Below are 13,628 nucleotides of genomic sequence, written 5' to 3'. Positions count from 1 at the left end.
CCCACTGCTGTACTTCGTGTACACCATGTCGCAGGCACACGGCGAGAGCCGGGGGCGGTCGGGGCGCGGTGAAGCTGCGCGGGGACGGCGGCCCGAGGGGCGGCTGGTTCTTCGACGAGCCCCGCCGCAGGAAGGTTTCACGACGGGGGACCGTGGCGACCGGCACGTCCCCGCGCGATCGGCTCGACCCGTCGATCACGCTCGACGTCGTGGTCTGGGACCTGCCGGGCTGACCTAGCGGGGCGTCCACTCCTCCAGGTTCCACCACGGCCCCCACGACAGCGCGCCGTGCCCGTGCGGGTCCACGACCTCCTGGTAGCCGTTCCAGTTCTCCCGCACCACGTACGTGTGCTGCACCGTCGCCAGCACCACCATGCCCGGCGCGGCCACGTACGCGCGTTGGAACTGCTTGTACGCCGCCGCCCGCTGCGCCGGGTCCAGCAGCGAGCGCCCGACGTCGAGGGCGGCGTCGACCTGCGGGTTCGAGTAGCCCCACGGGTTTCCGGTGTGCAGCGGCTGGTAGGTCATCAGGTCCGGGTCGAACGGCGTGCCGCCGCCGTGCAGCACCGCGTCCACGCCCAGCCTCGGCGTGAGGGCCTCCCAGCCCAGCCCGGCCAGCTGAACGTCCACCCCGACCGCCTTGGCGTCCGCGGCGAACGCGGTGGCCAGGTCGGCGCGCACCACGTCCCCGATCGGGTACATCAGGGTGAACCGGGCGGCCACGCCGTCGCGCGCCCGCACGCCGTCCGCGCCGCGCGCCCAGCCCGCCTGGTCGAGCAGCAGCTCGGCCTGCGCCTTGTCGTAGGCGAACCGGGCGCCGGTCTCCACGAACTCCGGCAACGTGTCCGGCACCGGCGTGCTCGCCACCGCGCCCTTGCCGCCCAGCAGGTTGTCCACCATGCCCTTGCGGTTGACCGCGTGGTTCAACGCCATCCGGATCGCGCTGTCGCCGGTCACCGGGCCGCCGGGCAGGGTGACCGCGCGCAGGTCAGCGCTGCGGTGCGTGATCACCCGCATGCCGTTGGCGTTGCCGAACGACTGGGCCAGCCGGGGCGGCAGCTCGGTGCCGTCGAACTCGCCCGCCTGCATCCGCTGCGCCCTGGTGTTGTCGTCCGGCACGAACACCACGGTCAGCTTGCGGATCTTCGGCTCACCGCCGAGGTAGGAGGCGTTGGCCTCCAACACCATCCGGTCGCCCTTGCGCCACTCCACCAGCTTGTACGGCCCCGTGCCGACCGGTCGCACGTCGCGCAGCGGGCCGCCGAACGCCTCGCTGGGCAGGATGCCGAGCACGAGCGTGTGCGGGAACGCCGCCCACGGCCGCGCGAGCGTGAACCGCACGGTGTGCATGTCCAGCTGCTCCACGCCGGTCAGCTCGGCGTACGAGGCGCGTTCGGTCGAGCCGGACGCCGGGTCGAGCAGCGCCCGGTAGGTCGCCACCACGTCCTCGGGCCCGAACGACGTGCCGTCGGTGAACTTCACGCCCTCGCGCAGCTCCACGGTCCAGCTCAACCCGTCGGCGGCCGGCGTGGGCGCGTCCGCCGCGAGCTGCGGCCGCACCGAGCCGTCCGCGCGGTGCTCCACCAGCCCGTCGTACAGCTTCGACACGCCTTCACGGCCGTAGCCCAGCAGCGGGTTCAGCGTGGTCGGCTCGATCGGGTCGGCCAGCACGAGCGCGCTGCCGTCCGACGTGCCCTCGGCGCTCGGTGTCGTCGTGCCCGTGCACCCCGCGACGGCGAGCGCGGTCACGAGGACGAGCGGGGGCAGGAGGGAGCGCACGAGACCCGACACTACCTAGAGTGGGCCACATGCGTGTCGCCCTCTGCCAGATCAACTCCTCCACCGACCCGGCGGCGAACCTCGACCTGGTGCGTTCGGAGACCGGGCGCGCGGCGGCGGCCGGCGCGCGCGTGGTGGTGTTCCCGGAGGCCACGATGTGCCGGTTCGGCGTGCCACTCGGCCCGGTGGCCGAACCGCTGGACGGGCCGTGGGCGGGCGCGGTGCGCGACATCGCCGACGAGCACGGCGTGGTCGTCGTGACGGGCATGTTCACGCCGGCGCCGGACGGCCGGGTGGCGAACACCCTGCTGGTCACCGGCGGCGGCCACCACCTGGGCTACGACAAGATTCACCTGTTCGACGCGTTCGGCTTCACCGAGTCGCGCACCGTCGCACCCGGCTCCACGCCGGTGACCGTCGAGGTCGACGGCGTCACGCTCGGCCTGGCCACCTGCTACGACGTGCGGTTCCCGGAGCTGTTCCGGGCGTTGGCCGACCGGGGCGCGCAGGCCGTGCTGGTGTGCGCGTCGTGGGGCGCCGGACCGGGCAAGCGGGAGCAGTGGGAGCTGCTGGTGCGCGCCAGGGCGCTGGACTGCACGTCGTGGGTGCTGGCCTGCGGTCAGGCCGATCCGCGGGCCGACCACGGCGGCGCGCCGACGGGCATCGGCTTCAGCACGGTCGCGTCGCCGTTGGGCGAGGTGGTCGAGCAGCTGGCCGGCGAGCCGGGTTCGATCCTGACCGAAGTGGACGCGCAGAGCGTCGTGCGGGCGCGGGAAGTGTTGCCGGTCTTGGCGAATCGCCGGTTCTGAATCACTTTCGGGGCACATTGCCTTACACGAACGGGTGGCGGCCGAATAGGTGGCCCTTCGCGCCGGGAAGCCCTTCCCGGGACTCGAAACGACACGCGAAGGGGACCGGCCATGATCAAGCAGGCCGAAGTGGACCGACTGTACGACTGCGAAGTGATCGACGAGCACGGTGACCGCATCGGCTCGGTGAAGCAGGTCTGGCTCGACGACCGGGACGGCCGGCCGATGTGGGCTTCGGTGCACACCGGCCTGTTCGGCCTCAAGGAGTCGTTCGTGCCGATCCAGGACGCGACCCTGGGCAACGGCGTCATCACCGTGCCCGTGGACAAGCAGCAGGTGAAGGACGCGCCCCGGATCGACGTGTCCGACGAGCACATGTCCGACCGGCAGCAGGACGAGTTGTACGAGTACTACGGCCTCATCCCGGCCCACCGCAGCGGTGACCACGACCGGTTGCCGGGCCGCGGCCGCACCGAGACCAGGCCCATGCCCGCCGCCGGGCGCACCGACCGGCCGATGCCCGGCCCGTCGAGGGACGACATGCGCGGCCAGGCACCCATGGGGCAGGCTCCCGCCGGCCAGACACCCACCGCGCAGACCCCCGCCACCCAGACCCCCACTGCACAGGGCGGCCGCCACCAGACCCGCGACGGCGACTCGATCACCCGGTACGAGGAGGAGATGGACGTCGGCACCCGCGACGTCGAGGCCGGTCGGGTACGCCTGGTCAAGCACACGGTGACCGAGCAGAAGGACGTGTCCGTCCCCGTGTCGCACGAGGAGGTGCGCGTGGTGCGCGAGCCCGCCGACGGCGCGCCGACCGGCCGTGCGTTCGCCGAGGAGGAGACCGAGGTCACCCTGCGCAGGCAGGAGCCGGTGGTCGAGAAGAAGGCCAAGCCGGTGGAGAAGGTGCGGCTGGAGAAGGAGACCGTGACCGAGCAGGAGCACGTCCGCGGCGAGGTCCGCGGCGAACGGGTGGACGTGGAGCGCGACGACCGGATGAACCGGCGCGACTCCTGACCGAACCCGGCCCGCGCCTGGGCCTTGGACCTTGGGCGCGGGCCGTCCCCTGCTCGCGGCTAGCGCAGGTCCAGCCCCAGGTCGAGCGCCGGGGCGGAGTGCGTGAGGCCGCCGACGGCCAGGTAGTCGACGCCGGTCTCGGCGTAGGCCCTGGCCACGTCCAGGGTCAGCCCGCCCGACGCCTCCAGCCGGACACCGCCCGCCCGGCGCACCGCCTCCGCGCAGTCGGCGGCGGTGAAGTTGTCCAGCAGCACCAGTTCCGCGCCCTCGGCCACGGCCTCGTCCAGCTGGTCCAACGAGTCGACCTCGACCTCGCACGCCAGGTGCGGCGCGTGGGCGCGCACGGCGGCCAACGCCGCCCGCACCGACCCGGCGGCCCGCACGTGGTTGTCCTTGATCAGCACCGCGTCGCCCAGGCCGAGCCGGTGGTTGACGCCGCCGCCGCACCGCACCGCGTACTTCTCCAGCAGCCGCAGGCCCGGCAGGGTCTTGCGGGAGTCGCGCACCCGCGCCTTCGTGCCCGCGATCTCGTCCACCCAGGCCGCGGTGAGCGTGGCCACGCCGGACAGGTGGCACAGCAGGTTCAACGCGGTGCGCTCGGCGGTGAGCAGGCCGCGCACCGGTCCGCGCAGGACCAGGGCGGGCTCGCCGGGCACGGCCTTGTCGCCGTCACGCCGCCGCTCCAGCACCTCCACGTCGGTGACCTGCCGGAACACCTCCAGCGCCACCGGGATGCCCGCGAGCACACCGGCCGCGCGCGGCGTCAACTCCGCCACGGCCACCGCGTCCGCGGGCACGGTCGCCTCGGTCGTCGCGTCCGCGCCGTACCGCAGGTCCTCGGCCAACGCCGTCGCGATCACGCGACGCGCGTCGGCCAGGTCGAACTCAAGTGCGGTGCTCGCACCGGCGAGCACGTCTTCGGTGTTCATGCCACTCCCCTGGCCGGTACGGGATCGGCCAGCACCGGCTGACCGGACGGGTTGAGCCGGACCACCTGGCTGCGCCGCCACCCCACGTCGTCCCGCTCGGTGAAGTCGGTGCGCACGTGGCAGCCGCGCGACTCCCGGCGCTGCGCCGCCGCCGCGATCAACGCCCGCGCGGCCACGGTGAGCGCGGCGTCCTCGACCAGCTCCCGGCTGTCCAAGGTGCGCTCCACAGTGGACAGGTCGAGCACCGAGCCGACCACGGCCAGGCCCTCGGCGTCCCGGCCGATCGCCGCGTACCGGGACATGACGCGTTGCAGCGAGTCCCGGTCGGCGACCGGCGCCGTCGGCAGCCGCACCGAGGCGACCGCGGCCGGGCGGGCGAGCACGCCCAGCGCCAGGTCCGCCGCCACGGCCTCGGCCGCCCGCGTGCCCACGACCAGGCCTTCGAGCAGGCTGTTGGACGCCAGCCGGTTCGCACCGTGCAGCCCGGTGCGGGCCACCTCGCCGGCCGCGTACAGGCCGGTCACACCCGTTCTGCCGGCCACGTCGGACACCACGCCGCCGCACGCGAAGTGGGCCGCCGGGGCCACCGGGATCGGCTCCCCCGCCGGGTCGACGCCCGCCGCCAGGCAGGCCGCGTGCACGGTCGGGAACCGGCGCGCGAAGTCGGAGATGCCCGTGGCGTCGAGGAACACGTGGTCGTCCACCCCACCGGGTGCGCCCGCCATGTGCCGGGTGATCGCCGCGGCCACCACGTCACGCGGGGCCAGGTCCGCCAAGGGGTGCACGCCGCGCATGACCCGCGCGCCGGTCGCGTCCACCAGCACCGCGCCCTCGCCGCGCACCGCCTCGGTGACCAGCGGGCAGCGGCCACGCGCGCCGCGCCCGGTGTAGAGCACGGTCGGGTGGAACTGGACGAACTCGACGTCCGCCGCCACCGCGCCCGCGCGCAACGCCAGCGCCAGGCCGTCGCCGGTCGCCACCTCCGGGTTGGACGTGGCCTGGTAGAGCTGCCCGAGGCCGCCGCTGGCCAGCAGCACCGCCGGCGCGCTGAGCACGCCGGGCACACCACGGCCGTCCAGCACCAGCAAACCGCACACCTGGCCGAGCGGGGTGCGCACCGCGTCCACCGCGATGTGCTGCTCCAGCACCGGCACCCGCCCGTCGGACGCCGCCGCCAACAGCGCGCGCTCCACCTCCGCACCGGTCGCGTCACCGCCCGCGTGCACCACCCGGAACGCGCTGTGCCCGCCCTCCCGCGTGCGGGCCAGTCCACCGGTCGGCGCGGCGTCGAACACCGCGCCGCGCTCGCGCAGCCGGGCCACCGCCGCCGGACCGCCCGCGATGATCGCCTCGACGGCGGCCTCGTCGCACAGCCCGGCGCCCGCGACCAGCGTGTCGCGCACGTGCGCGTCGACCGTGTCGCCTTCGTCGTGTTCGCCGGGCAGCACGACGGCCACGCCGCCCTGCGCCCACCGGGTGTTGCCGTCCTCGGCGGCGGCCTTGGTCACGACCAGGACCCGCAGTCCGAGCTCACGCGCGCGCAGCGCCGCCGTCAGACCGGCCACTCCCGTGCCGACGACCAGCAGGTCGGCGCGGGCCTCCCACACGGGCGCACTCACTCGCCGCCGCCGGGCTGCCCGATCTCGATCATGCGCTGCACCGCGCCCCGCGCCCGCTTCGCGGTCTCCAGGTCCACGTGCACCTCGTCCTTGTTCTCCCGCAGGCCCCGCAGCAGGGCGGCCGGGGTGATCATCTTCATGTAGCGGCACGACGCCCGGTCGTTCACCGCGCGGAAGTCGATCTCCGGCGCGGCCCGGCGCAGCTGGTGCAGCATCCCGATCTCGGTGGCCACCAGCACCGACTTCGCGCTGGTCCGCCGGGCGGCGACGATCATGTCGCCGGTCGAGAGGATCTTCACCTTCTCCGCCGGGACGGTGCCCTCGCCCGCGAGGTAGAGCGCCGAGGTGGCGCACCCGCACTCGGGGTGGATGAACAGGTCGGCGTCCGGGTTCGCCGCCGCGCGCTCGGCCAGCTCCGGGCCGTTGATGCCCGCGTGGACGTGGCACTCGCCCGCCCAGATGTGCAGGTTCTCGCGGCCCGTCTCACGCTTGACGTGCGCGCCGAGGAACTGGTCCGGCAGGAACAGCACCTCGCGGTCGGCCGGGATGGACCGCACCACGTCCACCGCGTTCGACGAGGTGCAGCAGATGTCGGTCTCCGCCTTCACCTCGGCCGTGGTGTTGACGTAGGAGACGACGACCGCGCCGGGGTGCTCGGCCTTCCACGCGCGCAGCTGGTCGCCGGTGATCGAGTCGGCCAGCGAGCAGCCCGCCCGCTTGTCCGGGATGAGCACGGTCTTGTGCGGGGCGAGGATCTTGGCCGTCTCGGCCATGAAGTGCACGCCGCAGAACACGATGGTGGACGCGTCGCTCGCGGCCGCGATGCGGCTGAGCGCCAGCGAGTCACCGGTGTGGTGGGCGATGTCCTGGATCTCGGGCAGCTGGTAGTTGTGCGCGAGGATGACCGCGTCCCGCTCCCGCGCCAGCTCCAGCACCTCGTCCCGCCACGCGGCGTCCGGCGCGATCCCGTCGTAGGCGCCGTCGGAGGTTCGCTCCACGTAGGCGGTGGCGACCATGGGTTCCTCCCTTGAGCCAGGTTTTCGCCTATCGGTCGAAAACGTGGCCGATAGTATCAGCCGAGTGGGACTCGCGGGACATGAGGTGCTGGCCGCGGTGCTCCAGGTGAGAGCCGGATCACTCCAGGTCATGCTGTGGGAGCGCGCTCGGGAACCGCACGCTCACCGCTGGTCACTGCCCGGTGGCGGGCTCGGCGGCGACGAGGACGTCGAGGCCTCGATCCGCCGTCAGCTGGCGGAGAAGGTCGACGTGCGACAGTTGTCACACGTCGAGCAGTTGGCCGTGTTCAGCAACCCCGCGCGGGTGCCCGGACCGCGGGTGGTCGCGACCGCGTTCCTCGGCTTGGTGCCCTCCCACATCGACCCGGTGGTGCCGTCGGACACCGAGTGGCACCCGGTGGACGCGCTGCCGGCGACGGCGTTCGACCACGAGGCGATCTGCCGCCGTGCCCGCAACCGGCTCGCGTCGAAGCTGTCGTACACGAACCTGGGCTTCGCGTTGGCGCCGCCGGAGTTCACCATCTCCGCGCTGCGCGCGCTGTACTCCGCGGCCCTGGGGTACAAGGTGTCGGCGACCAACCTGCAACGCGTGCTGTCGCGGCGGGGGCTGCTGGAGCCGACCGGCGGGACCGTGCAGCCCGGACCGGCCGGCGGCAGGCCTGCGGCGCTGTTCCGGTTCGTGTCGGGCGAAATGCGCGTCACCGACCCGTTCGCCGTGCTGAGGCCACCGGCCGCCCGTAGCTTGGGTTCGTGACGACGACGCTCCCGCTGTTCCCGCTGGGCACCGTGCTGCTGCCCGGGGCGTCCCTGCCGCTGCACGTGTTCGAGCCGCGGTACCGGCAGTTGACCGTCGACCTGGTGACGGGCGCGGTGCCGGAGCGGACGTTCGGCGTGGTGTCGATCAAGCAGGGGTGGGAGGTCGGGGCGGAGAACGTCGAGGCGCTGTCCGAGATCGGTTGCACGGCGGTGCTCCAGGAGGCGCGGCGGCTGCCGGACGGGCGGTTCGACCTGACCACGAGGGGCGGGCGGCGGTTCCGGTTGCTGGAGGTGCACGAGGACAGCGCGCCGTACCTGGTGGCTTCGGTGCGGTGGCTGCCGGACACGGCCGCGCCGCCGGAGGTCGAGGAGGTCCTGCCGCTGCTGGCGGAGAGCGCGCGGGCGGCGCACGGCCGGTACCGGCAGGCGGCGTACCAGAGCGTGGGGCGGCGGCCGCCGGGACCGGACATCCCGTTGCCCGAGCTGGCGTACGCGTTGGCGGGCGACTGCCTGCTGACGTTGGAGGACCGGCAGCGGCTGCTGGAGGAGACCTCGCCGGCCCGGCGGTTGCGCATGGTGCGGAAAGTGCTGCACCGCGAGGCGGGCATCCTGGACGCGTTGAGCGCCGTGCCCGCGCCGTTGTCGGAATTGGGTCACCTGCCGCATCGCAACTGACCGTTTCCCCCCGGCGGTGTAAGATGCCGCGAATGAACACCATGCGCGCGCTGCTCGAACTCGACCCGCCGTTGGTCGCGGTGAGTTTCGCGGACGACGACAGCGAGCGCGCGGCCGCGGCAGCGCGTTCGGCCGGGGTCGACGTGGCCGAATTGCGCATCGACCGGTTCTCCCGGACCGATGTCGCGCACGTTCTGGAGCAGGTCCGCGCGTTCGAGGGCCTGCCGGTGCTGGCGACCGTGCGCTCGGCCGCCGAGGGCGGTGGGTGGAGCGGTGCCGAAGCGGCGCGGCTCGACCTGTTCCGCGAGGTCGCGCCGCTGGTGGAGGCCGTGGACGTGGAGTTGTCCTCGCGGGAGGTGGTGGCCGACGTGGTCGCCGCCGCGCACGCGCACGACGCGTTGGCGATCGTGTCGTACCACAATTTCGACCACACGCCGGAAATCGGTGAGCTCGACACGATCGTGCGCGACGCCAAAGCGGTCGGTGCGGATATCGTGAAAATCTCCACAATGGCCACCACTGGCGCGGACGTGAAGGTGTTGGCGTCATTGTTGGTGAATTCCGGGGATACCGAGATGATTGTCATCGCCATGGGCGAGATCGGCACCGCGTCCCGCATCTTCTTCCCCGCGCTCGGTTCGCGGGTGACTTACACGTTCATCGGTCACCAGCCCACTTCGGGCCAACTCGATTTCGCCGAGACGTTCGGGCTGCTGCGCAAGTTCTACCCCGGGTACGACCGGAGGAAGAGCGCGGTCGACGCCTGAGGCGGGCCCGTCGCTGACGGCGCGCTGACAACGCGCTGACCGATCGGGCGTCCGGCCCGAGTCCGCACTTCCGCTCGGGCCGCCTCACGACGTACCCCTGTGGGCGACACCAGCCTGGCGGAGGTACCCAGATGTTCGTCCTCGCGGCACCGCCCAGCCCCATCGGCGCCCACCCGATGCTCGTCTTCCTGCTCCAGCTGACCGTCCTGCTCGGGGTCGCGTTCGCGCTGGGCAAGCTCGCGACCCGGTTCAACCTGCCCGCGGTGGTGGGCGAGCTGACCGCGGGCGTCATCCTGGGCCCGTCGCTGCTCGCCCACGTGCTGCCCGGCCCGTCGAGCTGGCTGTTCCCGGCCGAGGCCGCGCAGATCCACCTGCTCGACGCGGTGGGCCAGCTCGGCGTGCTGCTGCTGGTGGGCTTCACCGGCATGCACATCGACATGACGCTGGTGCGGCGCAAGGGCAAGACGGCCGTCTACGTCAGCCTGGGCGGCCTGCTCATCCCGCTGGCCGCCGGTGTCGCGGTCGGTTTCGCGCTGCCCGCGTCACTGCTGTCGGGCGACAAGGGCAGCCTGGCGTTCGCGCTGTTCCTCGGCGTGGCGATGTGCGTGAGCGCCATCCCCGTGATCGCCAAGACCCTGGTCGAGTTGAAGATCCTGCACCGCAACATCGGCCAGCTGACCATCGGCGCGGCGGCCGTGGACGACATCGTGGGGTGGTCGCTGCTGTCCGTGGTGTCGGCGATGGCCACCACCGGCCTGCGCGCCGGGCACCTCTTGCTGACCATCGGCAGCCTGGTGGCGGTGCTGCTGCTGACGTACCTGGTCGGCCGTCCGGTGGTGAAGGCAGGCCTGACCCTGGCCAACAAGTCGTCCGACCCGGCGGTGACGATCGCGGTCGTGGTCGTGATGCTGCTGGCGTGCGCCGCGGGCACCCACGCGCTCGGCCTGGAGCCGATCTTCGGCACGTTCCTGTGCGGCATCCTGATCAGCACCTCCGGCATCCTCGACCGGACGAAGATCGCGCCGCTGCGCACGTTCGTGATGGGCGTCCTCGCGCCGATCTTCTTCGCCACGGCGGGCCTGCGGATGGACCTGACGCTGCTGGCCGAGCCCGCGGTGCTGCTGTCGGCGGCGGTGGTGCTGGTCATCGCCATCGTGGGCAAGTTCGTCGGCGCGTACCTGGGCGCGCGGCTGGGCAAGCTGAACCACTGGGAGGGCCTGGCCCTGGGCGCGGGCCTGAACGCGCGCGGGGTGATCGAGGTGATCGTGGCGATGGTGGGCCTGCGCCTGGGGGTCCTGACCACCGCCGGGTACACGATCGTCGTGCTGGTCGCGGTCGTGACGTCGCTGATGGCGCCGCCGATGCTGCGCTACGCGGTGAAGCGGATCGAGGTCACCGACGACGAGCGCGAGCGGGAACGCCTGTACGCCGCGTCTTCGCAGCCCGGCTGACCCGACATCCACGAACGGGGGCCCGCCATCGCGGCGGGCCCCCGTTTTCGCGTGGAGCGGTACCGTCACGATCGAGTGTTGACGTGTTGGTTCGTCCTATTGCCCTCTAGTGGGATTGTTCAACAATCCTCTAACGTGTGGGCCACGGCACACCCACACGGCTGCGAGGTGATCCCGACATGAGCACCACGGACGTCGACACCACCAAGAACGGTCAAGGCCCGTTCGCCTGGTTCCACACGCTGGGCCGCAACGGCAAGCGCGCCTTCGTCGGCGCGTTCGGCGGCTTCGGCCTGGACGCCTACGACTTCCAGGTCCTGCCCCTCGGACTGTTCGCCATCACCGCCTACTTCGGCATCAGCACGGGCGAAGCGGGCCTGCTCAACACCGTCACGCTGGTCGTCTCCGCCCTCGGCGGCGCGATCGCGGGCATCCTCGCGGACCGCATCGGCCGCGTCCGCACCCTCATGATCACGGTCATCACCTACGCCGTCTTCACGGTCCTGTGCGGCTTCGCCACCAGCTACGAGATGCTGCTGGTCTTCCGCGCCCTGCAAGGCCTGGGCTTCGGCGGCGAGTGGGCGGCGGGCGCGATCCTGGTCGCCGAGTACTGCAAGCCGCAGTACCGGGGCCGGACGGTCGCGTTCATCCAGAGCTCGTGGGCCGTCGGCTGGGGCCTGAGCGTCATCGTCTACACCGTGGTGTTCAGCTTCCTGCCGCAGGACGTCGCCTGGCGCGTGCTGTTCTGGACCGGCGCGATCCCCGCCATCCTGGTCTTCTACGTCCGCCGCAACGTCAAGGACGCGCCGAGGGCCGAACGGGCCCTGGAGACCAGCCCGCGCCGGGGCAGCTTCAAGGCCGTCTTCCAGGGCAAGCTCGGCCGCACCACGCTGTTCGCCGCGCTCCTCGCCACCGGCGTCCAGGGCGGCTACTACACCCTGGCCAGCTGGGTGCCGACGTTCCTCAAGACCGAACGGGGCCTCAGCGTCGTCGGCACCGGCGGCTACCTGGCCCTGCTCATCAGCGGCGCGTTCGCGGGCTACATCACCGGCGGCTACCTGACCGACCTGCTGGGCCGCAAGCGCACGTTCACGCTGTTCGCCGTGCTCAGCGCGATCCTCATCGTGGTGTTCACCCAGATCCCGGCCGGCGCGAACGGGCTGATCCTGCTCGTCACGTTCCCGCTCGGCTTCACCACCTCGGCCATCTTCAGCGGGTTCGGCTCGTTCCTGGCCGAGCTGTACCCGACGGAGCTGCGCGGCACCGGCCAGGGCTTCACCTACAACTTCGGCCGCGCGGTGGGCGCGTTCTTCCCCGCGCTGGTGGGATTCCTCGCGGAGGGCATGGGCGTCGGCGGCGCGATGATCTTCGGCGCGATCGCCTACGGCATCGCCGTCGTGGCCCTGCTCGGCCTCCCCGAGACGAAGGGCGTCGAACTGCGATGACCACGATGACGCCGCAGGAGGTGCGGCGGAGCCACCAGGGACCCACGGCCGGGCTCGCGGACGGCTACGCCCAGGCCAACCTGATCGCGGTGCCCCAGGACTGGGCTTACGACGTGCTGCTGTTCACCGTGCGCAACCCCAAGCCGTGCCCCGTCCTGGACGTCACCGACCGGGGCGGCACCACCACGGTCCTCGCGGGCAACGCCGACCTGATGCACGACCTGCCCCGCTACCGGATCTGGGAGCACGGCGAACTGGTCGCCGAGCCCACCGACGCCTCCGCGCACTGGCGCGACGACCTGGTCGCGTTCCTCATCGGGTGCAGCTTCACCTTCGAGTCCGCCCTGAAGCAGGCGCACGTCCCGCTGCGGCACGTCGAGCAGCGGCGCAACGTGCCGATGTACGTCACCGACCGCGAGTGCCGCCCGGCCGGCCGCGTGCACGGCCCGCTGGTCGTCTCGATGCGCTACCTCCCGGCCGACCTGGTCGACACCGCCAGGGAGGTCACCGCCCGGATGCCCGCCGTCCACGGCGACCCCGTCCACGTGGGCGACCCGGCGGCGCTGGGCATCGACGACCTGGACCGGCCGGACTTCGGCGACCGCACCGATCCGCACGACGGCGACGTGCCGGTCTTCTGGGCGTGCGGTGTCACGCCGCAGGCCGCGGTGATGGCGTCGAAACCGCCGTTCGCGATCACCCACGCGCCGGGGCACATGTTCGTCACCGACGTGCCCGACACGGCCTACCGGCTCTAACCCAACCGCCGACCCAGGTCGTCCAGACCGTTCCACGCGGCCAGGCAGCCGTACGCCAGCGCCGTGCCCAAGGGCCACGCCAGCAAGCCCCACCACGTCTCCAGCACCGGGGCCAGGGCGATGACGTCACCGACCTCGGGCGCGGCGCTGACGGCGTACCTGCCGCCCGCCGTGCCGACGCCGGTCGACTGGGCCAGGTAGGCGGCCACGAGGGCGCCGAGCGTGGCCGCGAGCATCACCACCGGGCCGCGCCGCTCCCGCAGCAGCCACACCGCGATGCCGGTGATCAGCCCGGCCGCCAGGCCCATCAGCACGAACAGCATCAGCCCGTCGAGCCGGTGGTAGCTCTCGCCGGTGACCGGGATCATCGACCCGTCCTGCTGCGCCACCACGTTCTGCGGCGGCGCGAGCCAGGCCCACAGCCAGCCCACGGGCAGCCCGAACAGCGAGATCGCGGAGAGCACGGAGAACGCGGGCAGCAGGTCGCGCTTCACCACGACGCGCGGCCGCTGCACCACGTAGTAGTACTCGAACGCCGGCGCGGGTGGCACCCGAACGGGCGCGGCCCGCTCGTCCACCGGTTGCTCCGCCACCCGACGACCTC

General features: G+C 72.5%; 14 protein-coding genes. 9 read left to right on the top strand and 5 right to left on the bottom strand.

Annotated elements, in window-relative coordinates; all coding sequences use genetic code 11:
* Positions 1-68: 68 nt before the first annotated feature.
* The gene (locus ACYVLT_RS21620; RefSeq protein WP_461121981.1) at positions 69-233 is read left to right on the top strand and encodes a hypothetical protein; all 165 of its coding nucleotides are present in this window, start codon (positions 69-71) and stop codon (positions 231-233) included.
* A gap of 1 nt (position 234) precedes the next feature.
* On the opposite strand, the gene ACYVLT_RS21615 is transcribed toward ACYVLT_RS21620, so the two are convergent.
* Positions 235-1,779: an ABC transporter substrate-binding protein gene (locus tag ACYVLT_RS21615; protein WP_461121980.1), complete on the bottom strand. Its 1,545-nt coding sequence runs from the start codon at positions 1,777-1,779 to the stop codon at positions 235-237.
* Positions 1,780-1,808: 29 nt separating this feature from the next.
* Here ACYVLT_RS21615 and ACYVLT_RS21610 point away from each other — a divergent pair, with 29 nt between their 5' ends.
* A complete protein-coding gene (locus tag ACYVLT_RS21610) occupies positions 1,809-2,588 on the top strand; it encodes a carbon-nitrogen hydrolase family protein (protein WP_461121979.1) in 780 nt (259 codons plus the stop codon).
* A gap of 111 nt (positions 2,589-2,699) precedes the next feature.
* Complete coding sequence (locus ACYVLT_RS21605) at positions 2,700-3,608, top strand: DUF2382 domain-containing protein (RefSeq protein WP_461121978.1); 909 nt, start codon at positions 2,700-2,702, stop codon at positions 3,606-3,608.
* 59 nt (positions 3,609-3,667) lie between these two features.
* On the opposite strand, the gene nadC is transcribed toward ACYVLT_RS21605, so the two are convergent.
* From nadC to nadA, 3 genes are read right to left on the bottom strand one after another with little or no spacing between them, the layout of a single operon-like run.
* Complete coding sequence (gene nadC, locus ACYVLT_RS21600) at positions 3,668-4,537, bottom strand: carboxylating nicotinate-nucleotide diphosphorylase (RefSeq protein WP_461121977.1); 870 nt, start codon at positions 4,535-4,537, stop codon at positions 3,668-3,670.
* Positions 4,534-6,156, bottom strand: a complete 1,623-nt coding sequence (locus tag ACYVLT_RS21595) for an L-aspartate oxidase (RefSeq protein ID WP_461121976.1) — start codon at positions 6,154-6,156, stop codon at positions 4,534-4,536. Before ACYVLT_RS21595 ends, nadC begins: the two co-directional genes overlap by 4 nt.
* Positions 6,153-7,172 (bottom strand): quinolinate synthase NadA, encoded by a 1,020-nt coding sequence (gene nadA, locus ACYVLT_RS21590; protein WP_461121975.1) that lies wholly within the window; start codon positions 7,170-7,172, stop codon positions 6,153-6,155. Before nadA ends, ACYVLT_RS21595 begins: the two co-directional genes overlap by 4 nt.
* Before the next feature lie 64 nt (positions 7,173-7,236).
* Between nadA and ACYVLT_RS21585 the strand changes: the two genes are divergently transcribed.
* The 6 genes from ACYVLT_RS21585 (at position 7,237) to ACYVLT_RS21560 (ending at position 13,024) form a co-directional block, all read left to right on the top strand.
* Positions 7,237-7,926, top strand: a complete 690-nt coding sequence (locus ACYVLT_RS21585; RefSeq protein ID WP_461121974.1) for an NUDIX hydrolase — start codon at positions 7,237-7,239, stop codon at positions 7,924-7,926.
* Complete coding sequence (locus ACYVLT_RS21580) at positions 7,923-8,603, top strand: LON peptidase substrate-binding domain-containing protein (protein ID WP_461121973.1); 681 nt, start codon at positions 7,923-7,925, stop codon at positions 8,601-8,603. The genes ACYVLT_RS21585 and ACYVLT_RS21580 overlap by 4 nt, the downstream gene beginning before the upstream one ends.
* 32 nt (positions 8,604-8,635) lie before the next feature.
* Complete coding sequence (aroD, locus tag ACYVLT_RS21575; protein WP_461121972.1) at positions 8,636-9,370, top strand: type I 3-dehydroquinate dehydratase; 735 nt, start codon at positions 8,636-8,638, stop codon at positions 9,368-9,370.
* A 131-nt stretch (positions 9,371-9,501) separates the two neighbouring features.
* Entirely contained in the window at positions 9,502-10,821 is a 1,320-nt protein-coding gene (locus tag ACYVLT_RS21570) for a cation:proton antiporter (protein WP_461121971.1), read from the top strand.
* Between the two features lie 179 nt (positions 10,822-11,000).
* On the top strand, positions 11,001-12,266 hold the full coding sequence (locus ACYVLT_RS21565; protein WP_461121970.1) for an MFS transporter: 1,266 nt from the start codon (positions 11,001-11,003) through the stop codon (positions 12,264-12,266).
* On the top strand, positions 12,263-13,024 hold the full coding sequence (locus ACYVLT_RS21560; RefSeq protein ID WP_461121969.1) for a putative hydro-lyase: 762 nt from the start codon (positions 12,263-12,265) through the stop codon (positions 13,022-13,024). Before ACYVLT_RS21565 ends, ACYVLT_RS21560 begins: the two co-directional genes overlap by 4 nt.
* Here ACYVLT_RS21560 and ACYVLT_RS21555 read toward each other — a convergent pair.
* Entirely contained in the window at positions 13,021-13,617 is a 597-nt protein-coding gene (locus ACYVLT_RS21555; protein ID WP_461121968.1) for a DUF2567 domain-containing protein, read from the bottom strand. The two genes, ACYVLT_RS21560 and ACYVLT_RS21555, sit on opposite strands and share 4 nt — an antisense overlap.
* Between the last annotated feature and the right edge of the window lie 11 nt (positions 13,618-13,628).

Source organism: Saccharothrix stipae, assembly GCF_054781895.1.
Note: the sequence above shows the minus strand (reverse complement) of the source record. Positions and strands in the feature narration are given on the sequence as shown.

Bases quoted from the DNA above. Each gene is read 5' to 3' on its own strand.
- ACYVLT_RS21570 (WP_461121971.1), top strand. From the start codon at position 9,502: ATGTTCGTCCTCGCGGCACCGCCCAGCCCCATCGGCGCCCACCCGATG.
- ACYVLT_RS21560 (WP_461121969.1), top strand. From the start codon at position 12,263: ATGACCACGATGACGCCGCAGGAGGTGCGGCGGAGCCACCAGGGACCC.
- ACYVLT_RS21605 (WP_461121978.1), top strand. From the start codon at position 2,700: ATGATCAAGCAGGCCGAAGTGGACCGACTGTACGACTGCGAAGTGATC.
- nadA (WP_461121975.1), bottom strand. From the start codon at position 7,172: ATGGTCGCCACCGCCTACGTGGAGCGAACCTCCGACGGCGCCTACGAC.
- ACYVLT_RS21565 (WP_461121970.1), top strand. From the start codon at position 11,001: ATGAGCACCACGGACGTCGACACCACCAAGAACGGTCAAGGCCCGTTC.
- ACYVLT_RS21610 (WP_461121979.1), top strand. From the start codon at position 1,809: ATGCGTGTCGCCCTCTGCCAGATCAACTCCTCCACCGACCCGGCGGCG.
- aroD (WP_461121972.1), top strand. From the start codon at position 8,636: ATGAACACCATGCGCGCGCTGCTCGAACTCGACCCGCCGTTGGTCGCG.
- nadC (WP_461121977.1), bottom strand. From the start codon at position 4,537: ATGAACACCGAAGACGTGCTCGCCGGTGCGAGCACCGCACTTGAGTTC.